Raw genomic sequence first — 25,467 nt, forward strand, 5'->3', positions numbered from 1 at the left:
GAAAGGAATTTTTATGGACAGTTTTATTAAATTATCTAATTTTGGCAAAATTGCCCCATATGCACAGCTGTTCAGACAGGGACTTCTGGTAACTGTACTGTTATCCCTGTTCACCGTTGCGATCGGTTTTGTGCTCGCACTGATCCTTGCGCTGATGCGTATGTCAAACATCCGTCCGTTCCGCGCTCTCGCAGTAGACCGTAATGGACATCTGAGAGAGGGAGGACCGCTGGTATGGCTCTCAAAATTCAATCCCCTTTCTTTTATCGCAACTGCATACGTTGAGATCCTTCGTTCCACACCTGTACTGGTACAGATCTTCATCATCTACTATGGTGTGTTCGGAATGATCGACCTTCCGTCTTTCCAGATGTTTGGATTTATCAAATTCAACAGATTTTTCCCTGGTGTCGTTGCACTTGGAATGAACTCCGGTGCTTACCTCTGTGAGATCATCCGTGCAGGTATCCAGTCCATCGATCAGGGACAGACAGAGGCAGCCCGTTCTCTGGGACTTTCTCAGACAATGAACCTGCGTTACATCATTCTTCCGCAGGCACTCAAGAATATCCTTCCGGCGATTGCAAATGAATTCGTTGTTATCATCAAGGAATCTGCGATTACATACACCATCGGTGTACAGGATATCATGTCTGCAGTAAACGCAGTCAAAGGTGCGACCTTTATCATCATCGAGCCTCTGCTGGTAGCAACAGCGATCTATTTCTGCCTGTGCTTCCCGACCTCCAAACTGATCGCATATTTCGAAAGGAGAATGAGCCATGGCGACAAACGATAGTATGATCCAGGTAAAAAACCTCAAGAAACATTATCACAGGGGCGCGATCAAGGCTCTGGATGATGTGACAGTCAACATCAACAAAGGTGATGTTATGGTAGTCATCGGACCGTCAGGTTCCGGTAAATCCACTTTTCTTCGAAGCCTGAACCTTCTGGAAGAGCCGACAGACGGTGAGATCATCTTCAACGGTGTGGATATCACCAAGAAGAAATACAAGGACGCTTCCGGCAAGACTGTAAAGCTCAACATCGACGATCTTCGTCAGAAAATGGGAATGGTGTTCCAGCATTTTAACCTGTTCCCGCATATGACGATCCTTGACAACATGACCCTGGCACCTATGAAGGTCAAAGGTGTTTCCAAAGAAGATGCCGAGAAAAAAGCTCTGGAGCTTCTTGCACGTGTAGGACTTGCTGACCGTGCCAATGCATATCCGATCCAGCTTTCCGGCGGACAGAAACAGCGTGTTGCGATCGTCCGCGCACTTGCAATGGAACCGGAAGTCATGCTGTTTGACGAGCCGACTTCCGCACTTGACCCGGAGATGGTAGGAGAGGTTTTGGATGTTATGAAAGAACTTGCGAAGGAAGGCATGACCATGGTCGTGGTAACACACGAGATGGGATTTGCAAGAGAGGTTGGAAACCGTGTACTTTTTATGGCAGACGGGAAACTTCTCGTAGACGGAACACCGTCAGAAATCTTTGATAACCCGAGCAACCCGCGTCTGCAGGAATTTTTATCCAAAGTTTTATAAAATCAACAAAGATTAACGAGAAGGTAACCGGAAGATTCTGGTTGCCTTTTCGTGAATAAAGATAAATCATGTCGAAAGAAGGTATTATATTATGACAGCAGAAAAACAGTCTGCACTGCAGACGATCGAAGAAAAAAAATCTCTGATCACCGGTATCGCAGATAAGATCTGGGGATTTGCAGAGCTTTCCCTCCAGGAATTTAAGTCAGCCGAAACCTACTGCGAAGCTCTGGAAAAAGAGGGATTCGAAGTGGAGCGTGGAACCAGCAATATCGAGACGGCTTTTGCGGCATCTTATGGCCACGGACGTCCGTATATCGGAATCCTCGCAGAGTATGACGCGCTTTCAGGGCTTTCTCAGGAAGCAGGTGCAACTGAGCGAAAAGAGATCCACGTCGGCGGTAACGGCCATGGATGCGGACATAACATCCTTGGTGCAGGAGCTTTTGCGGCAGCACTTGGAGTGAAAGCATATCTTGAGAAAAATGACATTTCCGGAACCGTGATCCTCTATGGCTGCCCGGGAGAAGAGGGCGGTGCTGCAAAGGCATTCATGGCGCGTGACGGAGTCTGGAAAAAACTCGACGCAGCCCTTACCTGGCATCCGGAAGACGTCAATGAAGTTGCAACCGGTTCCTCCAACTCCTGTATCCAGACACAGTACAAGTTTACAGGAATCGCCTCTCACGCGGCAGGAGCCCCGGAGATGGGACGAAGCGCCCTTGATGCAGTAGAACTTATGAATATTGGCGTGCAGTTTTTGAGAGAGCATATGAGCGACAAGGCAAGGATCCATTATGCGATCACAGACGCAGGCGGATGCAGCCCGAACGTGGTACAGCCTCGTGCAAGCGTCCTCTATATGGTACGTTCCAATCATGTGGCTGAGGCGGTAGAACTCCAGAAACGTGTCGACAAGATCGCAGAAGGCGCGGCTCTGATGACGGAGACTACTTACGAGAAGAAATTTATCGACGGACTCGCCGATACCGTGAGCAACTTTGCCCTTGAGCGCGTCCTCTATAAAAACTTCAAAGAACTGGGCGTTCCGCAGTACACAGACGAGGAGAATGCTTTCGCAGATGCACTCGTAGAAACCTACGATCACAGCGCGGTTCCTGGTGTTGCGGCAGAAAACGACGAGGAAGCGAAAGAACAGGTGGAGAAGATGCAGAAAGAATATGGACATGCAATGAATGCATTCCTGACACCTCTCTATCAGAAAGATGCGTTCAAAGCAGGGTCTACGGATGTTGGAGATGTAAGCTGGCTGACCCCGACAGCACAGATCCACGTTGCGGCATGGCCAAACGGCTGCCCGGGACACAGCTGGCAGAATGTTTCCTGTGACCGCACAGAGATCGGTCATAAAGCGGCCCTGTGTGCAGGAAAAGTCCTCGCAGCGACCGCGATCGATCTGTTTGAAGATACTTCACTTCTGGATGAAGCAAGAGCAGAGTTTGAAAAACGTACAAAAGATGGATATGTATGCCCGATCCCGAAAGATGCAGTGCCGGTCATCCCGGACTGATCTGGACGATAAAAGAAGATAAAAAAGAACCGGCTCCGGTGCAGGATAAAGCACACGGGAAACCGGTTCTATTTGATTACGGAATAAAATCCTGTTATTCGGCTTCTTCCATTTGGGCACGAAGGGCACTTAATTCCTTCATTTCCTTATAACAGTATTTGATGATCTCCTTACGGGTGATGATGCCAATAAAAGACCCCTTGTCATCTATGACAGGAACATAGTTCTGGTTGATGGCACGATCCAGAAGATCCTCCATATCTGCGTCCGCATGAACCGGCTTGTAAGTGGCACGGCGCGGGATCGCCATGATGGAAACATCCTCCATCTGCTTCAGGTCTGTGATATTGATGTTGAGACGCTTGATTCCCCACAGAAGATCTCCCTCGGAGATCGTTCCGGTGTATTTACCCTCTTTGTTAAGGATTGGGATACAGGAGAATTTTCGGTGCTCCATCTTCTCGACGGTCTGACGAAGTGTTTCGTCCTCAAATATATAAGCAACGTCACTCTTAGGTGTTAAAAAAAACAAAATATTCACAATCAGTACCTCTGTCTTTCTATACTCATTCAGTGTATCTGGCTTGGTTTATAGTTCAGATGCTCTTATTATGATAGTATGCAGGGTACAGAATGTCAATTGTTTAAATATTAAAAATTGGTGAAAAATCACTATAAATCCTGAAAAATAAGAAGGTTTTACAGCAGATTTACTCCGCCTTCCTCTGCTGCTTTGCGCACAGATTCCGGCCAGATGGATACATGTACTTCACCGATATGAGCTTTGCGGAGGAAGAACATACAGATACGGGACTGGCCGATACCGCCGCCGATGGTATATGGCAGTTCTTTGTTAAGGATCGCTTTCTGGAATGGAAGCTCTCTGCGGTCGTCACAGCCTGCTTCTGTGAGCTGGGAGTCAAGAGAATCCTCATCAACACGGATACCCATAGAAGAAAGCTCCAGAGCGATATCAAGAACCGGATAGTATACAAGGATATCTCCGTTCAGTTCCCAGTCATCGTAGTCCGGGGCACGTCCATCGTGACGCTCTCCGTTGGATAAGGTCTTACCAACCTGCATAAGAAAGACAGCACCTTTCTCCTTGACGATCTTGTATTCTCTTTCCTTTGGTGTCAGATCAGGATACATGTCAACCAGTTCCTGAGTGGAAACGAAAGCGATTTCTTTAGGAAGAATCTCTTCAATGTAGTCATACTGGACAGCCATGTATTTCTCTGTCTTGCGGAGAACGCTGTAGATGGAGCGAACGGTGTTGATCAGAGTTTCCATGGTACGTTCTTCTTTGGAGATGATCTTCTCCCAATCCCACTGGTCTACATAGACGGAGTGGATGTTGTCGAGATCTTCATCACGACGGATCGCGATCATGTCAGTATACAGTCCTTCGCCGTGAGCGAAGCCATATTTTTTGAGTGCGTAGCGTTTCCATTTGGCAAGGGAGTGTACGATCTCAGCGTTTTCTTTTTCTTCCTGTCCTTTGATGTCAAAGCTTACAGGACGTTCTACGCCATTCAGGTTATCGTTGAGACCTGAAGACGGGGATACAAAAACCGGTGCAGAAACACGAAGAAGATTCAGCTTCTGGGCGAGGGTCTGCTGGAAAAAGTCTTTGACTGTTTTAATTGCAACCTGTGTATCATGCAGACTCAGATCTGAATGATAACCGGCAGGGATTTTAATTTCATCCATAATATTTCCTCCTCAAATTTTACTAGGCTTAATTATAGCAAGAAATTTTCTGTATTGCAATTTTAACCTTGCATTATTTTGAAAATGAGTCTAAAATAAATGTTACTGTCCGCATGATCTGACCACGTAAATGATGTTTGGATGACGGTCCACAGGTGACTTTATGCGGTGCAAACAAATGTTCAGAATATGGCAAAAACAAGGGGAAATTTCAGACAATAAAAAATGAAATATCCCCTTTTATTTTACATGATGTTGTGGTATACTCTCATAAGCAATACAAGATATGGGGAAGGCGAAAAGAATAGAAAAGCCTTATATTATAGCAAACAGGAGAGACAAAGGTATGATCTATGTAATCAAAAAAGACGGCACAAGAGAAGAATTTGATCCGCAGAAGATCGTCAAGGCGGTAAATAAATCAGCCGCACGTATTCTTTATAAATTTTCAGATGAAGAGAAGGAATTTATCTGCCAGTTCGCGCAGGAACATGCAGATTCTCTTGGAAAGAATGAGATCGAGATCCAGGAGATGCACAATATCGTAGAGGGCGCACTGGAGCGTGTGAATCCGGCGGTTGCCAAGAGCTACCGTGATTACCGCAACTACAAGCTGGATTTTATCCATATGATGGATGATGTCTATACCAAGAGCCAGGCAATCCGCTATATCGGTGACAAGAGTAATGCAAATACAGACAGCGCTCTTGTTGCTACCAAGAGAAGCCTGATCTTTAACGAACTGAACAAGGAATTATACAGGAAGTTTTTTATGAACCGCAATGAGCTGCAGGCATGCAAGGACGGATACATCTATATTCACGATCAGTCTGCACGACTGGACACGATGAACTGCTGCCTGTTTGATGTGGGGGCAGTTTTAAGCGGCGGTTTCGAGATGGGGAATGTCTGGTACAACGAGCCGAAGACACTGGATACTGCATTTGATGTCATGGGTGATATCATCCTGAGTACAGCAGCACAGCAGTACGGTGGCTTTACAGTGCCGGAGGTCGACAAGATCCTCGGACCATACGCACAGAAGAGTTATGACAAATACGTCAGCGAATTTATGAAATACTCCGATGAGAACTGGACCGGCAGAGAAGAGAGAGCTATCGAGTACGCGCTGGACAAAGTCCGGAGAGATTTTGATCAGGGATGGCAGGGAATCGAGTACAAGCTGAATACGGTAGGTTCTTCCCGTGGTGACTATCCGTTTGTTACTGTGACACTCGGACTTGGTACAGGTCAGTTCGAGAAGATGTGTAATATTTCTCTTCTGCAGGTGCACAAGGGCGGTCAGGGTAAGAAAGGCCATAAGAAGCCGGTTCTTTTCCCTAAGATCGTATTTCTGTATGATGAGAATCTTCATGGACCGGGCAAACCGTGCGAGGACATCTTTGAGGAGGGCGTTGACTGCTCCTCCAAGACCATGTATCCGGACTGGCTTTCTCTGACTGGCAAGGGCTATATCGCAAGCATGTACAAGCAGTATGGCAAGGTTATCAGCCCGATGGGATGCCGTGCATTCTTAAGTCCATGGTATGAGAGAGGCGGCATGTATCCGGCAGATGAGAATGACAAGCCTGTATTTGTAGGACGTTTCAATATCGGTGCAGTCAGTCTTCATCTTCCGATGATCCTGGCGAAAGCAAGAGCAGAGAGCAGAGATTTTTACGAGGTTCTTGATTTTTACCTGCAGATGATCCGAAATCTCCACATCCGCACCTATGAGTACCTGGGACAGATGAGAGCATCCACGAACCCGCTTGCTTACTGTGAGGGCGGTTTCTACGGCGGTCATCTCAAACCGAACGAAAAGATCGGCAAGATCCTCAAACCGATGACAGCTTCCTTCGGGATCACAGCCCTGAATGAGCTTCAGGAGCTTTACAACGGCAAATCTATCCGCGAGGATGGACAGTTTGCACTGGAAGTACTGAAATATATCAATGCCAAAGTAAACCAGTTCAAGCAGGAGGACGGATACCTCTATGCGATCTACGGAACACCGGCAGAGAGCCTCTGTGGTCTTCAGGTTGAGCAGTTCCGCAAGATGTATGGAATCGTAGAGGGTGTTTCTGACAGACCGTATGTCAGCAATAGCTTCCACTGCCATGTTACCGAGGATGTGACTCCGATTGAGAAACAGGATCTGGAGGGACGTTTTTGGGAACTCTGCAACGGCGGTAAGATCCAGTATGTCCGTTATCCGATCGGCTACAACAAAGAAGCCATCCGTACCCTGATCCGCAGAGCGATGGACCTGGGCTATTATGAGGGTGTAAACCTTTCTCTGGCTTACTGCGATGACTGCGGTCACCAGGAGCTGGAAATGGACGTATGCCCGGTATGCGGCTCACGTAACCTGACAAAGATCGACCGTATGAACGGATATCTTTCCTATAGCCGTGTTCATGGTGACACACGATTGAATGAAGCGAAGATGGCCGAGATCGCAGAGCGTAAATCTATGTAAGCAGATAGAGTTTTAAGTATACAAAAAGAGTACAGATATGACGAAAGTGAAAGTCATGTCTGTACTCTTTTTGGTATATAAGGAGAAATTTATTTCTTCTTAGGTGTTACCGGCGGCAGCTCGCAGTAGTAAGCGATGCCAAGTGGTGTTACAAGAAGCGGGTGGACAGGACGGTAGACCGGAAGTTTGAGTTTCTTCTCGAATACGGTCGTGAATTCTTTGAAGCTGGCAGAACCGCCTACGACGTAAACCGCAGGGACCTCATATCCCTGGAGAAATCTTTCGGTGATTGTTGCCATCTTCTCAACAGTAGCCTTGATAACAGGAAAAATCTCAGCTTCCTTTTCAGGGTCAGTCTTGAGAACTTCAGCGTCCTCGTAAGGAATCTTGTAATGACCTGCAACGGTCATGGTCATGTGGCTTCCGCCTGTTGCCTCATCGTCGGTATAGATGACCTTGCCATCCTTGAGGATGCTGATTCCGGTAGTGCCGCCGCCGACATCGACAACTGCACCGTCAGTGATCTTGAGCACGGCAGAAGCAGCAGTCGGTTCATCTACGATGTTGGTTACTTCAAAACCGGCTCCTTCGAGGACATAGCCGATGCTTTTGATACTGCCCTCGGAAACTCCTGGAGGGATCGCTGCGGCACCGTAGAGAAGCTCCGTGCCGAGTTTTTCTTCAAGCTCATTTTTAAGTTTGGTGACAAGCTGAACGGATTCATAATAATTGACGATCACACCGTCACGGATCGCATGGGAAGGAGCAGAAGCTCCGGCAATCGGGCGGTTGTTGCTGTCCACAACAGCAAGTACGGTATTAGCAGTACCAAGGTCAACGCCGACTTTGAGCCTGCCACGGTAATTTTTGCATTCGCCGGTCCGCACCAGTTCTGCAAAATTAGATAAAGTTCTGTTTTTTAGTTCCATTTTTGCTACTCCATTTCTGCGAAAAAATATCGAATCTGCTATTTATTATATAGGAAATGACAGAAAAAAACAATGAATGGAGGAGAAAACTTTGAAAATTGTGCGACTGCTTTGGAGAGAGACAAAAAAGAGCTGCCAGTAACATGGCAGCCCGTAAATGCAGGATCTGGATGGTTTTATAAGGTTTTTGACAGTCCCTTCATATAGGTGATCGCCAGAGTTTTGTCCTCCGGACTCAGTGCAGTAAAAAGTTTCAGACACTGTGCCTGGTCAGAAGTAAGCCCTTTGCTGCTGTTTCCTGGATCAAAAAAGTCGGTAATGGAGATGCCGAACCCGGAGCAGAGTTTCTGCAGAGTAGGAAGGGAAGGCATATTATGTTTGTTTATCATTGTACTGAGCGTGGAATACGCGATTCCGGATACTTTCGCCAGTTGATAGTAAGACCAGTTACGCTCATCACATAATTCCTGGATACGATCCAAAGGATTTAATTCTGTCATTATAAGTCACCTCATCGTCATTTGTGCGTGTAAAAAACTAGTAAATACTTCCTATATATATTAACGAAATAGTGCCTAAGTGGAAAGATTAGATTAAACGACACAAATGACACGCTGATACGATGCACAAAAGAAGAACGCCGCCTGCACGGGATGCACAGGGCAGCGTTCTGATATGGTTGGGGGATATACCGTAATTATTTGAGGATAGTTCCGGTTTTTTCTCTGTAGCCGTCTTTGGCGTGAGCGATGTCCGTGATGATCGCACGGCGGTTTTCGCCTTTGCTGAGGAAGGAAAGACCTGCCTCGATCTTAGGAAGCATGGAGCCTGCAGCAAACTGACCTTCATCGATGTATTTCTGTGCTTCTTCTGCGGAAAGCGCACCGAGGTAGGTTTCATGGTCAGTATCTTTGTTGAGGCTGACTTTCTCAACACTAGTGAGGATCAGAAGAGTATCTGCGTTCAGCTCCTCTGCAAGAAGTCCGCTTGCAAAATCCTTCTCAATGATGGCACTTGCACCATGGAGGTTGATTCCCTGTTCCATAACAGGAATTCCGCCGCCGCCGGCTGCGATCACGACCTGACCGGCATCTGTAAGGGCACGTACTGTCTCGATCTCGACGATGCGCTGCGGCTTCGGAGCTGCAAGGATACGGCGGTATTCGCCAGGTGCAGTCTCGGTAACAAAGTTACCCTTATCTTCCTCTGCCTCCGCTTCCTCTGCGTTGAGGACACGACCGATCACCTTCTCAGGTTCACCGAAAGCATCATCGTATGGATCGATAACAACCTGGGTCAGGATCGTGGCAACCGGTTTGTAAATACCGCGGGAGATGAGCTCAGCACGGATCGCATTCTGGAGGTCATATCCGATGTAACCCTGGCTCATGGCAGAGCAGACAGACATCGGAGCAAAAGTGTAATCCGGATGTGCTTTACCGAATTCATTCATTGCTGTGTGGATCATGCCGACCTGTGGTCCGTTACTGTGGGAGATGACAACACGTGTGCCTTCTTCTACAAGATCTGCAATTGCTTTAGCAGTTTCTCTGGTAGCAAGTTTCTGTTCTGGAAGTGTTGTGCCAAGGGCTTTGTGACCAAGAGCAACAACTACGGTTTTTTCGCTCATATGGATTCCTCGTTTCTTTTCAGTTTTGGTATAACTTGGTGTGAATAATTATCTATATTATAAAAGAATGGGCGTGGAATTGCAATAAAAAGATAGAATACATCCCCTTGGCATGATATACTGACAGAATAGGAGGTTAAAAGCATGAACTATACAATCAAAAATCAGAAACTAACTCTGGAGATATCATCCAGAGGAGGGGAATTTCAGTCGATCCGTGACGCACAGGGCAGAGAATATCTCTGGCAGGGGGATGCTGCAACATGGACAGACAGAGGACCGAATCTTTTTCCTTATATAGGAAGGATGACCGATCAGAGTTATACATACCAGGGACAGACGTATCATATGGATATACATGGATTTCTTCCAACTGCAGAGCTGAACCTGGTGGAACACAAAGAAGAGGAACTGACACTGAGACTGGAGGATTCACCGGAAACGGAAAGACAATATCCGTTTAAATTTGTGCTGGATATTACATGGAAACTGGAAAATGAAAAAATTTCGATTACTTATCTTGTAAAAAATACAGATGACAAAACCATATATTTTGGCATCGGAGGACATCCGGGTTTTCAGATCCCGTTTGAAGATGACCTGAAATTTGAAGATTATCGAATTGATTTTGGCGAGGGAGCCAAACCACGCCGCATCCTTCTTTCAGAGGACTGTTTTGTACTGGAAAAGGATGAACCATTGCAGCTTGTACAGGGGCGATACCTGAATCTGGAACATACATTGTTCGACAATGATGCGATCGTATTAAAAAATATGCCAGAAGAAATAAGGATCAACAGTGAAAAAGGCGAGAAAGAGATTCGAGTTGCATTTCCGAATATGGATTATCTGGGATTCTGGCACTGGCCACATGCGGAAGTAGATTATATGTGTGTAGAACCATGGAGTTCCCTTCCTTCCCGCAAAAATATCGTAGAAGATTTGGAGAAACAGAAGAACCTGCATGCTTTGAAATCTGGAGAAGAGTACAGAAACATATGGAGCATTATGCTCACTACACTAGATAGGATAAAATAATACAAAAAGGAGACGGCAGTTATGAAAAGATCAGAAATCAACAAAGCATTAAAAGACTTGGAAAATATGCTGAGGGAATATCGATATTTCCTTCCGAAGTTTGCAGATTTCACGCCGGAAGAATGGAAATCAAAGGGGCATGAGTTTGATGAGATCCGTGACAACATGCTGGGATGGGATATCACAGATTATGGTCTCGGAAAGTTTGATGAAGTAGGATTTTCACTGTTTACGATCCGTAACGGAAATCTTAAGATGCAGGATAAATATAAAAAACCATACGCAGAAAAATTTCTCTATTTAAAAGAGGGACAGTACGCTCCGAATCATTTTCACTGGTACAAGATGGAGGATATCATCAACAGAGGCGGTGGAAACATCCTGATCCGTGTTTTTAATTCTCTGCCGGATGAGTCTATTGATAAGCAGAATGATGTGACAGTCCATATCGACGGAGAGACCAGAGTAGTTCCGGCAGGCACGCAGGTCCGCCTGGAACCGGGAATGAGCATCAGCATTATGCAGGGAATGTACCATGATTTTGAAGTAGAACCGGGAACAGGTGCAGTCCTGATCGGAGAAGTCAGCCAGTGTAATGATGACAATACCGACAACCGCTTCGAACCGCCAGTAGGTCGTTTCCCGGAAATTGAGGAAGACGAGCCGCCATACCGTCTTCTGTGCAATGAATACCCGCCTGCACCGGAGAAATAAAGACATAAGGAAAAGCCGCCTGAACTCAGGCGACCTGTTTCCTTAACTTTTTTGAGGGGGGAGATAGAGAGTGGTTATTCATCTATCCAAGACCTATTATAAGAAATAAATGTGTGCAAACTGTGTACGGATTCTAAAAGAAATCGAAATTTTATAAATAAATCTTAAATAAATTTTATAATTACAGGATATCCTTGTATATATGAGCAGAACATGTTACATTCATTAAGTCGGAATCTTATTTCGCAGGATTCCATTTGAGAGTTATTTTTTCTTATCGTCGTTCGACGAAAACATTCCATTTTTGATTAGATCTGTAAACAGAACGGAAGGGGAGATGCCTATGACTGTGTGAACATATTCCTGGACAGAAACAACAGTAAAGCAGAGTAAAAAGGAGTATGTTTTTATGAAAAATAAAATATGGAGAAACTGGAAAATGACAGGTGCAGCCCTTATCATGTCCTGTTCGCTTCTGATGGGAAGTGGGAGTGCGGTTCTGGGAGCAGAGTTGGCGGAAAGTGATATTTTTCTGGAAGATGCGGAAGAAATAAATCCGCCCGAAGAGTCTGAGACAGAACAGGAGCTGGATTTGGCAGAAGTGGTGGATGAGATAAGGACAATGGAAGCAGCGGAAACTCTGGAAATAACCGAAATACCGGAAATTACAGAATCTCCCACTGCAACAGATATACCGCCGTTCACCGATTCGGAGGAAAAGGATCAGACACCATCGTACAAAATGTGGATAACCCCGCAGCAGACCCAGATCAAAGCAGGGAAAGAACTGCTCTATACGATCTCAGTGGAAAACACGGGCAAATGTCCTCTCAAAAACATCTGTCTTCAGAGCACTTTTTCGGATACATCGCTGGAGGGAACATGGGAAGAAGCGGAAGATGCAGAAATCCAGGAAAAGAACCTGAAACTGGAAAAGCTGGAAACAGGGATAAAAAAAGAATTTTATTTTTCTGTACAGCTTCCAGAGACACAGTCGGGAAAGATCTGCCTGTATCTGAATGGAACTGCAGAGTATGAAGAGGAAGAAACGGGCGAACTTCGAAGCCTTGTCTCAGTGGAACAAAGCAGTGAGACAGAAATCCTCCCGCTCAAAGCAGATTTTCAGGTCACAAAGACGGCTGACCGCACAATGGCAGTGCCGGGAGATAAAGTCACTTTTCAGATATGCATCCGAAACACCGGGGAGAGGACACTTCACTCCGTGGTAACGACAGAAAAATTTCAGCTTCAGAATGTTTCGGTGCGGTTTCTGGAAGCAGAAGGGATCGTACTGAACAAAGCCAGGACGAAAGCACGGATCGAGAAGATCGAGCCAGGGTGTTCTGTGGGGCTTCTGGCGGAGGTGACGCTTCCGGAGAAACTGAAAGACCAGAAACTTGTAAATGAGGTCAGCGTGACAACAACAGAAACAGGGGAACGAAAAGTAACATCAAAGACTGAGATCGAGGTATACAGGACAGCAGAGACACCAACACCAGAACCAGAGGCAGTTTCAGATGAAGGTGCACCAAACCAGAATGCAGAGAAAAAAGGGCAGGCAGCTTCCACGCATCCAAAAACCGGGGATCCCATGAAGCCTGTCCTGTGGCTCATGATGATCCCCGGTTCCCTTCTCGCGGCTGGCTGGGTGCGCAGCCGGATGCGAAACTAGATTAAATAAGATTACAGATTACAGGATATCAATGTGTTCTCCTGCAAGAGCTTTGTTCATGCTTCGAACAGCACAGAATTTACCGCACATACTGCAGGTATCACTGTGGTCGTCCTCCGGAAGACGGTCGTCGCGGATCGCTTTGGCTGTCTCCGGGTCGAGGGCGCAGGCAAACTGTGCATCCCAGTCAAGAACACGGCGTGCATCAGCCATCTTGTCATCGATATCTCTGGCGTGCGGGATACCTTTGGCGATATCTGCCGCATGGGCTGCGATCTTGGAAGCGATGATTCCCTGTTTAACATCATCAACATTCGGAAGTGCCAGATGTTCAGCCGGTGTTACATAGCAGAGGAAAGCAGCTCCGTTCATAGCGGCAACGGCACCACCGATCGCTGCTGTGATGTGGTCATAGCCAGGTGCGATATCTGTAACGAGAGGTCCAAGTACATAGAATGGAGCACCCATGCAGATAGTCTGCTGTACTTTCATGTTGGCTGCAACCTGATCGAGAGGAACGTGTCCCGGTCCCTCGACCATAACCTGTACGTTGTGATCCCATGCGCGTTTGGTGAGCTCACCAAGACGGACAAGCTCCTCAATCTGGCATACATCAGTAGCGTCAGCAAGGCATCCCGGACGGCAGGCATCTCCGAGGGAGATCGTCACATCATGCTCTTCACAGATATCAAGGATCTCATCGAAGTATTCATAGAACGGGTTTTCTTCGCCGGTCATGCTCATCCATGCGAAGACAAGGCTTCCGCCACGGCTTACGATATTCATTTTACGTTTGTGCTTCTTGATCTGTTCGATAGTCTTGCGGGTGATTCCACAGTGAAGAGTAACGAAGTCAACGCCATCTTCTGCGTGCAGACGGATCACATCGATGAAATCATGAGCAGTCAGTTCAGAGAGGTCTCTCTGATAGTGGATGACACTGTCATATACCGGAACAGTTCCGATCATTGCCGGACATTCATGTGTCAGTTTCTGACGGAATGGCTGTGTGTTTCCATGGCTGGAGAGGTCCATGATCGCTTCAGCACCGAGGTCTACGGCTTTCATGACTTTCTGCATTTCAATGTCATAATCCTTGCAGTCTCTGGATACACCAAGATTTACATTGATCTTGGTGCGGAGCATGCTTCCGACACCTTCCGGGTTCAGGCAGGTGTGGTGTTTGTTCGCACAGATGGCAACCTTACCTTCTGCTACGAGCTGCATCATTTTTTCTACAGGCATGTGTTCCTTTTCTGCAACGGTTTTGATCTGTGGTGTTACGATGCCTTTTCTTGCGGCATCCATCTGAGTTGTATACTGAGTCATAAGTTTCCTCCTGTTTATGTAAAATTTAAAAGTGTTTAATTGTAAAAATAAGAAGTATGCTGTCCACCGAGGGCATGGTCTACCGGTCCGTGACCATTTCCGAGATCAAGGTTTACCCGGAGTGCTTCTGTAAGATATTCCTTGGCTTTGGCAACAGCATCACCGAGGGAATATCCCTTGGCGAGATTGGCTGCGATCGTGCTGGAAAGCGTGCAGCCTGTTCCGTGTGAATTCGGATTGTCAATACGTTCACCTTTGATCCAGAGCGTTTCGTCTCCGGTGTAGAGGAGATCGTTTGCATGGTCGGTTCTGTGTCCGCTTTTGAGAAGAATCGCACAGTGGAATCTTGCAAAAAGCTCCCGGCATGCGTGTTCCATGGAACTGTCATCATTGATGAGAAGTCCGGTCAGAACCTCAGCCTCCGGGATATTCGGTGTGATGAGCTCTGCCAGCGGGAAAAGTTCTGCCTTGAGTGTTTCTTCGGCTTCCGGTTCCATCAGACGATGTCCGCTTGTAGACACCATGACCGGATCCAGGACAATATGTTCCGGTTTGTACTGGCGGAGTTTGGCAGCAACACATTCCATAGCCTCCGGGGACGGAAGCATGCCGATCTTGACGGCATCCGGGAAAATATCAGAAAATACGGCATCCATCTGTGCGGCGATAAAATCAGCCGGTGTTTCCAGAATCCCATATACTCCGGTAGTGTTCTGGGCAGTCAGGGCAGTGATCACACTGGAAGCGTAGACACCGTTCATGGTGATCGCCTTGATATCCGCCTGAATGCCTGCGCCGCCGCTGGAATCGCTTCCTGCGATAGTCAGTACTGTTTTCTTTTTCATAGTGGTTCTCCTCCTGTTGCAAATAATTTTTTTATAAACGAGCGGAAAAAAATATTTTCTGCTCGGTCATATCCATGAGTGACATGTGGAACTGTGCGATGCCGCCGCTATTCTGATCTGTATGTCTTCCGGCTTCCTCTGAAATTTCCTTCCAGAGCTGACCGGCCGTGGACGCTGCCTCGAAGGCAGATGCTTCGCTGCAACAGAACAGGGCACACAGGGCAGAGAGCATGCAGCCGCCGCCCGTGATCCGGCAGAGCCTTGGATCGCCGCCACTAAGCAAAATGGTCTGTTCGCCGTCTGATACGACATCTGTTTTTCCTGTAATAAAAAAGGTGCAGTTATAAAGTCTGGCAGCAGTCCGCGCGAGTTGTGTCAGGTCCTGCGCATCCATATGCAGGCTGCTTTCCACGCCGCCGTGGGAAAAATGTGTTTCCTGTTCCGAATGAAAAGAACAGAGTACAGCCGCTTCTTCCTGATTGCAGCGGACCACAGCCGGATGCACATGATCCAGAAGCTTCCGGAGTTCTCTCCGGCGAAAAGAACTTCCGCCCACACCGACCGGATCGAGAACAACAGGATGACCAAGCTGATTGGCACGTTTCCCGGCAAGGATGCACGCCCGGATCTTGGCTTCATCAGGGACACCGGTGTTGAGAAGGGTTCCCTGACAGAAAGTAGTGATCTCAGCAGCCTCCTGTTCATCCTGCGCCATCACGGCACTTCCGCCGGCAGCGAGAAGGATGTTTGCAACATCATTCATCGTGACCGGATTGGTCAGACAGTGGATCTTTGGTTGTTTCCTAAGGATCGCAGCCAGAATTTCGTTTCTTTCCATAAATTACCTCATTACTGTGTCAAGCACCTGGCTTTTCTCGAAGATGCGGAGAAGCACATAGGCGAGGATGCTGCCTGCCAGAGTGGAGATAAAGAACGGGATCATGTATACCGTAAATCCGGCAGGGGCAAGTCCCATGGCGAAACGTGCAACCGGGTAAGCGGCAAGTCCGCCGAGAACGCCGGTTCCAAGTGCTTCCGCAGCACAGGTGAGACTTAATTTCCTGGTGAAATGGTACATAAGTCCACAGCACAGGGCTCCGACCATGCTTCCCGGAAAAGCAAGAAAACTTCCGATCCCGAGCAGATTTCGAATCAGGCTTGCACAGAATGCAATGCCGATCCCCCACCACGGTCCGAGAAGGACGGCAGAGAATACATTGACCATATGCTGTACCGGAGCACATTTGCTTCCGGCAACCGGAACACTTAAGAAGCTTCCAACTACGGCTGCTGCTGTCAGTACACCGGCAACGGCGAGCTTCTGTGCGGCATGTGTATTGCTCTTTGACATTGGTTTGACCTCCTTTGTTAATTATGAAACATCTGGTCTGAAAAATTAGCGCAAAAAAAGGAGAAATCCGCGGGGAAATTCTCCTGAAAAATCTTCGGTATTTCCCTACGTTGGCATTATCCAAATCAGGTTATGGGTCGAAACCAGTCAGTTTCCTCTCAGCCAGCTTCAGCCAGCTCCCCTGTTTCATATATTTTACGCTACTATTATACAGCCCATTACAGGATATGACAAGAAAAAATTCGGACCGCTTTTTATAAAAAACGGACACAGACCGGACATTGAAAAAGACTTCGACCTGTGATATCCTATAATGGAGTATATCCCGAAGTGAGGAGGATCAGAATAAATATGAAAGTTTCATCATTATTAGAGAGATTGGAATATACCTGCTGCCAGGGCAGCGTGGAGCAGGAAGTCAGTACTGTAGAGTATGATTCCCGCAAAGTGATCGAGAATTCTCTGTTCATCTGTATCAAAGGTGCAGTTGTGGACGGACATAAATTTGTACCGGATGTAGTTGCGAAAGGAGCAAAGACACTGGTAGTCCAGGACGATGTGGAAGCACCGCAGGATGTCACTGTGATCAAGGTAGAAGATACACGCTATGCAATGGCGTTCATTTCTGCCGCATATTTCGGACATCCGGCAGAACAGCTCAAGACCATCGGAATCACAGGAACCAAAGGAAAGACCACAACCACCTACATGGTCAAATCCATCCTTGAAAACGCCGGATACAAAGTCGGCTTGATCGGAACCATCGAGGCGATCATCGGTGACGAGGTGATCCCGGCAGCCAACACAACTCCGGAATCTTTTGTCGTTCAGAAATATTTCCGCAAGATGGTAGATGCAGGATGTGACTGTGTAGTAATGGAAGTTTCTTCACAGGGACTGATGCTTCACAGAACACAGGGCTTTGTTTTTGACTACGGTATCTTTACAAATATCGAACCCGATCATATCGGACCGAACGAGCACAGAGATTTCGCACATTATCTTGCCTGCAAATCCATGCTTCTCCGCCAGTGCAAAGTCGGCATCGTAAACCGCGATGATGAGCACTTTGAGAAGATTATCGAAGGCCATACCTGCAATCTGGAGACTTATGGATTTTCACCGGAGGCAGACCTTCGCGCAGAAGATGCACATATGGTCGGCGGCAAGGGATATCTGGGAATTTCCTACCATGTCAAAGGTCTTATGGACTTCCCGGTAGAAATCGATATTCCAGGTAAATTCAGCATTTACAATTCCCTGACTGCGATCGCCATCTGCCGTCATTTCAAGGTTTCCCAGGAAAACATCATCAAAGCTCTCAAAGTAGCGAGAGTCAAAGGGCGTATCGAGATGATCAAGGTATCCGATGAGTTTACTCTGATGATCGACTATGCACACAATGCGATGGCGCTGGAGAGTCTTCTCACAACTCTGAGAGAATATCATCCGCACAGACTGGTGTGCCTGTTCGGCTGTGGAGGAAACCGTGCAAAATCCCGTCGTTATGAAATGGGTGAGGTTTCCGGAAGAATGGCAGATCTGACTATCATTACTTCAGACAACCCGAGATTCGAGGAGCCACAGGCGATCATCGACGACATCAAGACAGGAATTGCCAAAACAAACGGCAAATACGTAGAGATCTGTGACCGTAAGGAAGCGATCGCCTATGCGATCCATCATGGAGAGCCGGGCGATATCATTGTCCTTGCCGGAAAGGGACATGAAGATTACCAGGAGATCAAAGGAAAGAAGTATCCTATGGATGAAAGAGTTCTGATCGCAGAGATTCTGAAGGAGGATCAGGAAAAAGATCAATGATGTATGCAGATATCATTGTAGATATTTCCCATGAGAAACTGGATCGGAGTTTTCAGTACCGCGTTCCGCAGGAACTGGAAAGCCAGATCCATATAGGAATGGTGGTATCCATTCCTTTTGGAAATGGAAATCATGAGCGCAGAGGTTATGTGATCGGACTTTCCCGGGAGCCCAAGCTGGCCCCGGTAAAGATCAAACCGTTTAAGGAAATCTGCAGCAGCGAGGAAACAACAGAGGAAAAACTGATCGCCCTTGCTGCATGGATGAAAGAACGATATGGTTCCACGATGGCACAGGCACTCAAGACGGTCCTTCCAGTAAGAGAAAAAGTCAAATCCAAAGAAAAACGCTATGTTCTTCTCAATATTGACAGAGAAGAAGCCCTTGCCCTTGCACAAAATCTCGAAAAAGGCAGATGTAAAGCGAGAGCGAGACTTCTTCGGGCACTCTGCGAGGAACCGAAACTTGACTATACCAGAGCTTCGAAAGAACTGGGCATGACTGCGGCAGTGATCGCACCTCTCGTTGAGCAGGGACTTGTCCATATCCAGCAGGATGAAATTTACCGCATTCCGATAGAGGAAGGTTCGATCCCAAGGGAGAAACTGTCAAGTCTTACTGAGGCACAGCAGGAAGTCCTTTGCCAGATCCAGGAGGAATGGCAGAAGGAAACTCCGCGTCCGGTATTGATCCACGGTGTCACCGGAAGCGGCAAGACGCAGGTTTATATGAAACTGATCGAGCAGGTAGTAGCACAGGGAAAACAGGTGATCGTACTAATCCCGGAGATTTCCCTGACATACCAGACAGTACGCAGATTTTATGGATGGTTTGGAGAGAAGGTTTCGGTCCTGAATTCACGATTGTCCATGGGTGAGCGGTATGACCAGTTTCGAAGAGCAAAGCGCGGAGAAATCCAGATCATGGTGGGACCGCGTTCCGCTCTTTTTACACCTTTTTCCAACCTGGGACTTATCATAATTGATGAGGAACATGAGCAGACTTATAAGAGTGAGAACAGTCCACGTTATCATGCGAGAGAGGTGGCTGTGCAGAGGGCAGCGCAGGAAGGTGCACATGTGGTCCTTGGTTCAGCGACGCCGTCCCTGGAAGCATACAGCAGGGCGGTTTCCGGCGAATATCTGCTGACGAAGCTGACGGCCCGCTTTGAGGATCGTCCGCTTCCGGAAGTATCGGTTGTGGATCTCAGGGAAGAATTAAAAGCAGGGAACCGTTCGATCCTGAGCCGTAAACTGAAGGGTTCCCTGGAGAAACGTCTGAGAAATAATGAGCAGTCCATTCTGTTCCTGAACAGGCGCGGGTACGCGGGCTTTGTTTCCTGCCGTTCCTGTGGGGAGGCTCTTAAGTGTCCACACTGCGATGTCGCACTGACAGAACATAACAATGGAAAGCTGGTCTGCCACTACTGTGGCTATGAGAGACCGCGTGTGGAGCAGTGTCCGTCCTGTGGTTCGCCTTATATCGGCGGTTTCAAAGCGGGAACACAGCAGATCGAACAGGTCCTTCACAAGACTTTTCCGAAAGCCCGTGTTCTCCGCATGGATTACGACACTACAAGAAATAAAGGAAGTTATGAGCAGATCCTGTCATCTTTTGCCGCCCATGAAGCGGATATCCTGGTGGGAACCCAGATGATCGTCAAGGGACACGACTTTCCGGATGTGACTCTGGTTGGTGCAGTGGCGGCTGACCTTTCTCTGAATGCGGCCGATTATCGCTGTGCAGAGAGGACATTTCAGCTTCTGACTCAGGCAGTTGGAAGGTCTGGACGGGGCAATAAGCCGGGAGAGGCAGTGATCCAGACATACCATCCGGAACATTACAGTATCCAGACCGCGGCAACCCAGGATTATGAAGCTTTTTACCGCGAGGAGATGAGCTACCGTCTTCTGATGGATTATCCGCCGGCGGCACATATGCTGTCGATCCTTGCTGCGGGAGAAGATGAGGAACTTTTGAGCCAGGGCATGGATTATCTCGGACGATTCGTAGAACGGATCGGGGAAAAATACCACCTTCACGTGATCGGTCCTGCCTATGCATCCGTCGGGAAGATCAACGATGTCTACCACAAGGTCATCTACCTGAAACATCAGGAAGAACGTGTGCTGATGGACATCAAGGATAAAGCAGAAAAATATATCGAAGTAAATTCCGGTTTCCGGAAATTATATATACAGTTTGATTACAGCTAGTGTACTGCGTCATTCTGCGAAATGTGAGTGATACAGTACACTAATATATAAAGGACAAAAGAAAGGAAGAAAGAAATGGCACTCAGAACAATCAGAACAGAAGGAGATCCGGTACTGAGAAAGGTAAGCAAACCGGTAAAGGAAGTTACACCAAAGATCGTAACTTTAGTAGATGACATGCTTGATACCATGTATGAAGCGATGGGAGTAGGACTTGCAGCACCGCAGGTCGGAATCCTCAAGAGAATCGTAGTTATTGATATCGGGGATGGTCCGATCGTCCTGATCAATCCGGAGATTCTTGAAACCTCCGGCGAACAGACAGGAGACGAAGGATGCTTAAGCGTTCCGGGCATGGCAGGACAGGTGACCCGTCCGAACTATGTCAAAGTAAAGGCAATGAACGAAGACATGGAAGAAGTGATCTACGAAGGAACAGAACTTCTCGCAAGAGCTTTCTGCCATGAGATCGACCACCTCGATGGCAAGATGTACACAGACCTGGTAGAAGGAGAACTTCACAGAACCAGCTATGACGAGGATGAGGAATTTGAGGATTTCGAATAACAGACGAAAAAAGGAGCATATTATGAAAATAGTTTATATGGGAACTCCGGATTTTGCAGTGCCGCCGCTTGCCGCACTGGTAAAAGCCGGATATGAGGTCACGGCAGTTGTGACACAGCCGGACAAACCGAAGGGAAGAGGCAAGACACTTATGCCAACTCCTGTCAAAGAAGAAGCCATGAAACATGAAATTCCGGTTTACCAGCCGGCCAAAGTACGTGATCCGGAATTTGTGGAGACACTTACAGGACTTGCACCGGATATCATCGTTGTGGCAGCTTTTGGACAGATCATCCCGAAGACAATCCTGGATCTTCCGAAATATGGATGTATCAACATCCATGCTTCCCTGCTTCCGAAATACAGAGGTGCAGCACCGATCCAGCAGGCAGTCATTGACGGAGAGAAAGAATCCGGCGTGACGATCATGAGAATGGGAACCGGTCTGGATACCGGAGATATGATCTCCAAGATCGTTGTACCAATCGAGACAGAGGAAACAGGCGGCAGTCTTTTTGATAAACTTGCACAGGCAGGGGCTGATCTTCTGATGGAGACACTTCCTTCTATAGAGAACGGAACTGCTACTTATGAGAAACAGCCGGAGGAAAGCCCGACCCCGTATGCAGCGATGATCACCAAGAAAATGGGACTTATGGATTTTTCAAAGAGTGCCGAAGAACTTGAGAGACTGGTCCGCGGCCTGAACCCGTGGCCGAGCGCCTACACCTTCCTCAATGGAAAAACACTTAAAGTATGGAAATCCACAGTAGAAAAGGGCGCAAATGGTGGAAAAACCACACCGGGAACGATCACAGCGGTGGATAAAACAGGAATCCACGTAGCCTGTGGAGAAGATGTTCTCGTCCTTCGCGAAGTACAGCTTGAGGGAAAGAAGCGTATGGAAACAGATGCTTTCCTTCGCGGCTATCAGGTAACTGAGGAAACCATGCTGACAGATCATAAGGAGTGATAATATGTACGGATATGGATACTATGGATTTGATTGGACGTATCTTCTTCTGATCATCGGAATGCTTCTGTCTCTCGCGGCATCTGCAAAGCTCAAAAGCACCTTTGCCCGTTATAAGAGAGTAAGAAGCGCATCAGGACTTACCGGAGAAGAAGCAGCCAGAAGGATCCTTTACAGTGCCGGGATTACAGATGTACAGGTAAGACCGGTAGCTGGAAGCCTGACAGATCATTATGATCCGCGGACAAAGACGGTAAATCTCTCCCAGGATATTTACGGTCAGACTTCTCTGGCAGCAGTCGGAGTTGCAGCACATGAGTGTGGTCATGCCATCCAGCATGCGACCAACTATGCACCGCTGGAGATGCGGAGCGCGATCGTTCCGGCAGCAAATATCGGAAGCAGTCTTTCCTGGCCGCTGTTTCTGATCGGACTTTTTGCAGGCATCCGCCCGCTGGTAACAGCAGGTATCGTGCTGTTTTCACTGGCAGTGCTGTTTCAGCTTGTGACACTTCCTGTTGAGGTCAATGCATCTGCAAGAGCACTCAAGATGCTTCAGAGCACAGGAATCCTTGGGGCAGATGAGACAAAGGGAGCCCGCAAGGTGCTGACTGCAGCTGCCATGACATATGTTGCAGCACTTGCGGCATCTATTTTACAACTTTTGAGACTTGTGATACTGGCAGGAGGAAGACGAGATGACTAGTGGTATCAATACAAGAGAAATGATATTGGAGATCCTCCTTCAGATCAATGAAGAAGGAGAACACAGCCATATTGCGATCCGCAATGCGCTTTCCAAATATCAGTTCCTTCCGAAGCAGGAGAGAGCCTTTATTACCAGAGTCTGTGAGGGGACTCTGGAATACAGGATCCTCATTGACTATATAATAGATTCTTTTTCAAAGATCACCGTGGACAAGATGAAACCGCCGATCCGTGAGATCCTCAGGAGCGCGGTGTATCAGCTGAAATTCATGGACAGAGTGCCGGACAGCGCAGTTTGCAATGAGGCTGTGAAACTTGCCCAGCGAAAGGGATTTTACAACCTGAAACCTTTTGTGAACGGCGTGCTCCGGACGATAGCGAGACAGATGGATGAACTTGAATATCCTTCGAGAAAGGTAAATCTGGTCCGTTATCTTTCTGTCAGATATTCCATGCCGGAACCACTTGTTCTGCGCTGGCTGAATGATTATGGCGAGGAAGTCACAGAGAAGATGCTGGCGGATTTTCTGGAAGAAAAACCGATCACTGTACGCTGCCGTACATATCTGAATTCTGTAGAGGAGACCTGCGAAAGCCTCCGAAACCAGGGTGTAAAGGTAGAACCGGCGCCGTATCTTCCGTATGCATTCAGGATTTCTGATTATAACCACATTCTTGCACTGGATGCATTTATCGAGGGTAAGATCGTGGCACAGGATGTAAGCTCCATGCTTGTTTCCGAGATCGCAAACCCGCAGAAAGGTGATTATATCATCGACATGTGTGCGGCACCGGGCGGTAAGAGCATTCATCTGGGAGACAAGATGGAAGGCTTTGGAACCGTGGATGCAAGAGATGTCAGCCGGTATAAGGTTGAACTGATCCAGGAAAATATCCACCGCACCGACTCCATCAATGTACAGGCACATGTGCAGGATGCGACAGTGTTCGATGTGGAATCTGAGTGCAAGGCAGATATCGTACTTGCAGATGTACCATGTTCCGGCTACGGTGTGATCGGTAAGAAACCAGAGATCAAATATCGTTCTACTGCACAGAAAGAGGAAGAACTGGTGATCCTCCAGAGAAACATTCTGGACAAGGCAGCAGAGTATGTGAAGCCGCGCGGCGTTCTGATCTTCAGTACCTGTACGATCGCCAAAGAAGAAAACGAAGAAAATATGATGTGGTTTATGAACAACCATCCATTCAAACTGGAAAGCATTGATGAGTTTGTTCCGGATGAACTCAAATCCGAAACGACCAGCCTCGGCTACCTGCAGCTGCTTCCAGGCGTTCACGGAACGGATGGATTCTTTATGGCAAAATTCAGAAGGAAATAAAAATGACAGACATAAAATCAATGACCGTCGAAGAACTGAAGGGGCTTATGGCAGAACTCGGAGAGAAACCTTTCCGCGCAAAGCAGATCTACAGCTGGCTGCACGAGCATCTGGTCACTTCTTACGACGAAATGGAAAACATTCCAAAGAGCCTCAGGCAGAAGCTGGAGCAGTATCCGATCACGGTTCTGGAGACACTGGATGTCCAGATATCCAAGATAGACGGCACCAGGAAATATCTGTTCCGCCTGTCTGATGGAAATATGATCGAGAGTGTTCTTATGAAATACAAGCACGGCAACTCTGTCTGTATCTCTTCTCAGGCGGGGTGCCGTATGGGATGCAGATTCTGTGCTTCCACGATCGGCGGACTTACGAGAAACCTGCTTCCGTCAGAGATGCTGGATCAGATCTACAGAATCCAGACATCACTTGGCGAGCGTATATCCAATGTGGTTGTGATGGGAACCGGCGAGCCGATGGACAACTATGATAACCTTCTTCGCTTCATACATATCCTGACGGAAGAAGGCGGTATCCACATCAGCCAGAGGAACCTGACAGTATCTACCTGCGGCCTTGTTCCACAGATCTACAAGCTTGCAGACGAGAAACTTCAGATGACGCTTGCTGTATCTCTTCATGCGCCGAACGATGAGAAAAGGCGCGAGCTTATGCCGATCGCCAATAAATACTCGATCGATGAGCTTCTGGAAGCCTGTCGGAATTATTTTGACAAGACAGGCAGAAGGATCACCTTTGAGTACAGCCTTGTAGCAGGCGTAAATGACAGTAAAGAGAATGCAAAAGAGCTTGCAGGCCGTCTTAAGGGACTGAACTGTCACGTAAATCTTATCCCGGTCAATCCGGTCAGAGAGCGTTCTTTCGTGCGTTCTACCCGACAGGCTGTTGAGAATTTCAAAATAAATCTTGAAAAATACGGAATAAATGGTACTATTAGAAGGGAAATGGGCAGCGATATTGACGGTGCCTGTGGTCAGTTAAGAAAACGTTACATGGAAAAAACAGAAAGTGAGAAGTGA

Annotated in this window: 23 protein-coding genes and 1 riboswitch; of the genes, 14 read left to right on the forward strand and 9 right to left on the reverse strand. The window is 47.5% G+C overall.

Translation table 11 applies throughout. The features are described 5' to 3' along the window. Nucleotides 1-13: 13 nt before the first annotated feature. The 3 genes from DXC01_RS07145 (at nt 14) to DXC01_RS07155 (ending at nt 3,090) form a co-directional block, all read left to right on the forward strand. Entirely contained in the window at nt 14-799 is a 786-nt protein-coding gene (locus DXC01_RS07145) for an amino acid ABC transporter permease (protein WP_022215370.1), read from the forward strand. Continuing rightward, the gene (locus DXC01_RS07150) at nt 783-1,559 is read left to right on the forward strand and encodes an amino acid ABC transporter ATP-binding protein (RefSeq protein ID WP_022215369.1); all 777 of its coding nucleotides are present in this window, start codon (nt 783-785) and stop codon (nt 1,557-1,559) included. Before DXC01_RS07145 ends, DXC01_RS07150 begins: the two co-directional genes overlap by 17 nt. 91 nt (nt 1,560-1,650) lie before the next feature. Beyond that, complete coding sequence (locus DXC01_RS07155) at nt 1,651-3,090, forward strand: M20 family metallopeptidase (protein ID WP_118698618.1); 1,440 nt, start codon at nt 1,651-1,653, stop codon at nt 3,088-3,090. Between the two features lie 94 nt (nt 3,091-3,184). Here DXC01_RS07155 and DXC01_RS07160 read toward each other — a convergent pair whose 3' ends face one another. Both DXC01_RS07160 and asnA read right to left on the reverse strand, forming a co-directional pair. After that, entirely contained in the window at nt 3,185-3,631 is a 447-nt protein-coding gene (locus DXC01_RS07160) for a CBS domain-containing protein (protein ID WP_022215367.1), read from the reverse strand. A gap of 158 nt (nt 3,632-3,789) precedes the next feature. Next, nucleotides 3,790-4,803: an aspartate--ammonia ligase gene (gene asnA, locus DXC01_RS07165; RefSeq protein WP_022215366.1), complete on the reverse strand. Its 1,014-nt coding sequence runs from the start codon at nt 4,801-4,803 to the stop codon at nt 3,790-3,792. 346 nt (nt 4,804-5,149) lie between these two features. Between asnA and nrdD the strand changes: the two genes are divergently transcribed. Continuing rightward, complete coding sequence (gene nrdD / locus DXC01_RS07170; protein ID WP_118698619.1) at nt 5,150-7,285, forward strand: anaerobic ribonucleoside-triphosphate reductase; 2,136 nt, start codon at nt 5,150-5,152, stop codon at nt 7,283-7,285. An 89-nt stretch (nt 7,286-7,374) separates the two neighbouring features. On the opposite strand, the gene eutJ is transcribed toward nrdD, so the two are convergent. The 3 genes from eutJ to arcC all read right to left on the reverse strand — a co-directional run bounded on the left by eutJ (nt 7,375) and on the right by arcC (nt 9,844). Continuing rightward, nucleotides 7,375-8,214, reverse strand: a complete 840-nt coding sequence (gene eutJ, locus DXC01_RS07175; protein ID WP_022215364.1) for an ethanolamine utilization protein EutJ — start codon at nt 8,212-8,214, stop codon at nt 7,375-7,377. Between the two features lie 176 nt (nt 8,215-8,390). Beyond that, on the reverse strand, nt 8,391-8,714 hold the full coding sequence (locus DXC01_RS07180; protein ID WP_022215363.1) for a helix-turn-helix domain-containing protein: 324 nt from the start codon (nt 8,712-8,714) through the stop codon (nt 8,391-8,393). A gap of 197 nt (nt 8,715-8,911) precedes the next feature. Continuing rightward, nucleotides 8,912-9,844, reverse strand: coding sequence for a carbamate kinase (arcC, locus tag DXC01_RS07185; protein ID WP_022215362.1), 933 nt, complete (start codon nt 9,842-9,844; stop codon nt 8,912-8,914). Nucleotides 9,845-9,988: 144 nt separating this feature from the next. Here arcC and DXC01_RS07190 point away from each other — a divergent pair, with 144 nt between their 5' ends. From DXC01_RS07190 to DXC01_RS07200, 3 genes are all read left to right on the forward strand, one after another. Next, complete coding sequence (locus tag DXC01_RS07190; protein WP_118698620.1) at nt 9,989-10,882, forward strand: aldose 1-epimerase family protein; 894 nt, start codon at nt 9,989-9,991, stop codon at nt 10,880-10,882. A 21-nt stretch (nt 10,883-10,903) separates the two neighbouring features. Further along, nucleotides 10,904-11,596: a D-lyxose/D-mannose family sugar isomerase gene (locus DXC01_RS07195; protein ID WP_118698621.1), complete on the forward strand. Its 693-nt coding sequence runs from the start codon at nt 10,904-10,906 to the stop codon at nt 11,594-11,596. 409 nt (nt 11,597-12,005) lie between these two features. Then, entirely contained in the window at nt 12,006-13,268 is a 1,263-nt protein-coding gene (locus tag DXC01_RS07200; RefSeq protein WP_022215359.1) for a DUF11 domain-containing protein, read from the forward strand. An 18-nt stretch (nt 13,269-13,286) separates the two neighbouring features. Here the strand turns inward: DXC01_RS07200 and thiC are convergent, their stop codons facing one another. From thiC to thiW, 4 genes are read right to left on the reverse strand one after another with little or no spacing between them, the layout of a single operon-like run. Further along, complete coding sequence (gene thiC, locus DXC01_RS07205; RefSeq protein WP_022215358.1) at nt 13,287-14,597, reverse strand: phosphomethylpyrimidine synthase ThiC; 1,311 nt, start codon at nt 14,595-14,597, stop codon at nt 13,287-13,289. 35 nt (nt 14,598-14,632) lie between these two features. Further along, nucleotides 14,633-15,442 (reverse strand): bifunctional hydroxymethylpyrimidine kinase/phosphomethylpyrimidine kinase, encoded by an 810-nt coding sequence (gene thiD, locus DXC01_RS07210; protein ID WP_118252091.1) that lies wholly within the window; start codon nt 15,440-15,442, stop codon nt 14,633-14,635. A gap of 31 nt (nt 15,443-15,473) precedes the next feature. Continuing rightward, nucleotides 15,474-16,280: a hydroxyethylthiazole kinase gene (locus DXC01_RS07215; RefSeq protein WP_118698622.1), complete on the reverse strand. Its 807-nt coding sequence runs from the start codon at nt 16,278-16,280 to the stop codon at nt 15,474-15,476. Nucleotides 16,281-16,283: 3 nt separating this feature from the next. Further along, the gene (thiW, locus tag DXC01_RS07220) at nt 16,284-16,793 is read right to left on the reverse strand and encodes an energy coupling factor transporter S component ThiW (protein ID WP_022215355.1); all 510 of its coding nucleotides are present in this window, start codon (nt 16,791-16,793) and stop codon (nt 16,284-16,286) included. A gap of 85 nt (nt 16,794-16,878) precedes the next feature. After that, nucleotides 16,879-16,986, reverse strand: a riboswitch (TPP riboswitch). Between the two features lie 158 nt (nt 16,987-17,144). Between thiW and DXC01_RS07225 the strand changes: the two genes are divergently transcribed. From DXC01_RS07225 to rlmN, 7 genes are all read left to right on the forward strand, one after another. After that, nucleotides 17,145-18,617 carry a UDP-N-acetylmuramoyl-L-alanyl-D-glutamate--2,6-diaminopimelate ligase gene (locus DXC01_RS07225; protein WP_022215354.1) on the forward strand — a complete coding sequence of 491 codons (1,473 nt, stop codon included), beginning with the start codon at nt 17,145-17,147 and terminating at the stop codon, nt 18,615-18,617. After that, entirely contained in the window at nt 18,614-20,833 is a 2,220-nt protein-coding gene (priA, locus tag DXC01_RS07230) for a replication restart helicase PriA (protein ID WP_173906786.1), read from the forward strand. The genes DXC01_RS07225 and priA overlap by 4 nt, the downstream gene beginning before the upstream one ends. A gap of 75 nt (nt 20,834-20,908) precedes the next feature. Then, on the forward strand, nt 20,909-21,400 hold the full coding sequence (gene def, locus DXC01_RS07235; protein ID WP_022215352.1) for a peptide deformylase: 492 nt from the start codon (nt 20,909-20,911) through the stop codon (nt 21,398-21,400). A 22-nt stretch (nt 21,401-21,422) separates the two neighbouring features. Next, nucleotides 21,423-22,373: a methionyl-tRNA formyltransferase gene (gene fmt, locus DXC01_RS07240; RefSeq protein ID WP_118252089.1), complete on the forward strand. Its 951-nt coding sequence runs from the start codon at nt 21,423-21,425 to the stop codon at nt 22,371-22,373. A gap of 4 nt (nt 22,374-22,377) precedes the next feature. Then, a complete protein-coding gene (locus tag DXC01_RS07245; RefSeq protein ID WP_022215350.1) occupies nt 22,378-23,079 on the forward strand; it encodes a zinc metallopeptidase in 702 nt (233 codons plus the stop codon). Next, nucleotides 23,072-24,424 (forward strand): 16S rRNA (cytosine(967)-C(5))-methyltransferase RsmB, encoded by a 1,353-nt coding sequence (gene rsmB / locus DXC01_RS07250; RefSeq protein WP_022215349.1) that lies wholly within the window; start codon nt 23,072-23,074, stop codon nt 24,422-24,424. The genes DXC01_RS07245 and rsmB overlap by 8 nt, the downstream gene beginning before the upstream one ends. A gap of 2 nt (nt 24,425-24,426) precedes the next feature. Continuing rightward, nucleotides 24,427-25,467, forward strand: coding sequence for a 23S rRNA (adenine(2503)-C(2))-methyltransferase RlmN (gene rlmN / locus DXC01_RS07255; protein ID WP_022215348.1), 1,041 nt, complete (start codon nt 24,427-24,429; stop codon nt 25,465-25,467).

Source organism: Blautia sp. OM07-19, assembly GCF_003481595.1.
Lineage (GTDB): Bacteria > Bacillota > Clostridia > Lachnospirales > Lachnospiraceae > Blautia_A > Blautia_A intestinihominis.

Excerpts from the sequence above, each read along its gene's own strand:
- DXC01_RS07145 (WP_022215370.1), top strand. The coding sequence starts at position 14 with ATGGACAGTTTTATTAAATTATCTAATTTTGGCAAAATTGCCCCATAT.
- DXC01_RS07150 (WP_022215369.1), top strand. The coding sequence starts at position 783 with ATGGCGACAAACGATAGTATGATCCAGGTAAAAAACCTCAAGAAACAT.
- DXC01_RS07155 (WP_118698618.1), top strand. The coding sequence starts at position 1,651 with ATGACAGCAGAAAAACAGTCTGCACTGCAGACGATCGAAGAAAAAAAA.
- asnA (WP_022215366.1), bottom strand. The coding sequence starts at position 4,803 with ATGGATGAAATTAAAATCCCTGCCGGTTATCATTCAGATCTGAGTCTG.
- nrdD (WP_118698619.1), top strand. The coding sequence starts at position 5,150 with ATGATCTATGTAATCAAAAAAGACGGCACAAGAGAAGAATTTGATCCG.
- eutJ (WP_022215364.1), bottom strand. The coding sequence starts at position 8,214 with ATGGAACTAAAAAACAGAACTTTATCTAATTTTGCAGAACTGGTGCGG.
- DXC01_RS07180 (WP_022215363.1), bottom strand. The coding sequence starts at position 8,714 with ATGACAGAATTAAATCCTTTGGATCGTATCCAGGAATTATGTGATGAG.
- arcC (WP_022215362.1), bottom strand. The coding sequence starts at position 9,844 with ATGAGCGAAAAAACCGTAGTTGTTGCTCTTGGTCACAAAGCCCTTGGC.
- DXC01_RS07190 (WP_118698620.1), top strand. The coding sequence starts at position 9,989 with ATGAACTATACAATCAAAAATCAGAAACTAACTCTGGAGATATCATCC.
- DXC01_RS07195 (WP_118698621.1), top strand. The coding sequence starts at position 10,904 with ATGAAAAGATCAGAAATCAACAAAGCATTAAAAGACTTGGAAAATATG.
- DXC01_RS07200 (WP_022215359.1), top strand. The coding sequence starts at position 12,006 with ATGAAAAATAAAATATGGAGAAACTGGAAAATGACAGGTGCAGCCCTT.
- thiC (WP_022215358.1), bottom strand. The coding sequence starts at position 14,597 with ATGACTCAGTATACAACTCAGATGGATGCCGCAAGAAAAGGCATCGTA.
- thiD (WP_118252091.1), bottom strand. The coding sequence starts at position 15,442 with ATGAAAAAGAAAACAGTACTGACTATCGCAGGAAGCGATTCCAGCGGC.
- DXC01_RS07215 (WP_118698622.1), bottom strand. The coding sequence starts at position 16,280 with ATGGAAAGAAACGAAATTCTGGCTGCGATCCTTAGGAAACAACCAAAG.
- thiW (WP_022215355.1), bottom strand. The coding sequence starts at position 16,793 with ATGTCAAAGAGCAATACACATGCCGCACAGAAGCTCGCCGTTGCCGGT.
- DXC01_RS07225 (WP_022215354.1), top strand. The coding sequence starts at position 17,145 with ATGAAAGTTTCATCATTATTAGAGAGATTGGAATATACCTGCTGCCAG.
- priA (WP_173906786.1), top strand. The coding sequence starts at position 18,614 with ATGATGTATGCAGATATCATTGTAGATATTTCCCATGAGAAACTGGAT.
- def (WP_022215352.1), top strand. The coding sequence starts at position 20,909 with ATGGCACTCAGAACAATCAGAACAGAAGGAGATCCGGTACTGAGAAAG.
- fmt (WP_118252089.1), top strand. The coding sequence starts at position 21,423 with ATGAAAATAGTTTATATGGGAACTCCGGATTTTGCAGTGCCGCCGCTT.
- DXC01_RS07245 (WP_022215350.1), top strand. The coding sequence starts at position 22,378 with ATGTACGGATATGGATACTATGGATTTGATTGGACGTATCTTCTTCTG.
- rsmB (WP_022215349.1), top strand. The coding sequence starts at position 23,072 with ATGACTAGTGGTATCAATACAAGAGAAATGATATTGGAGATCCTCCTT.
- rlmN (WP_022215348.1), top strand. The coding sequence starts at position 24,427 with ATGACAGACATAAAATCAATGACCGTCGAAGAACTGAAGGGGCTTATG.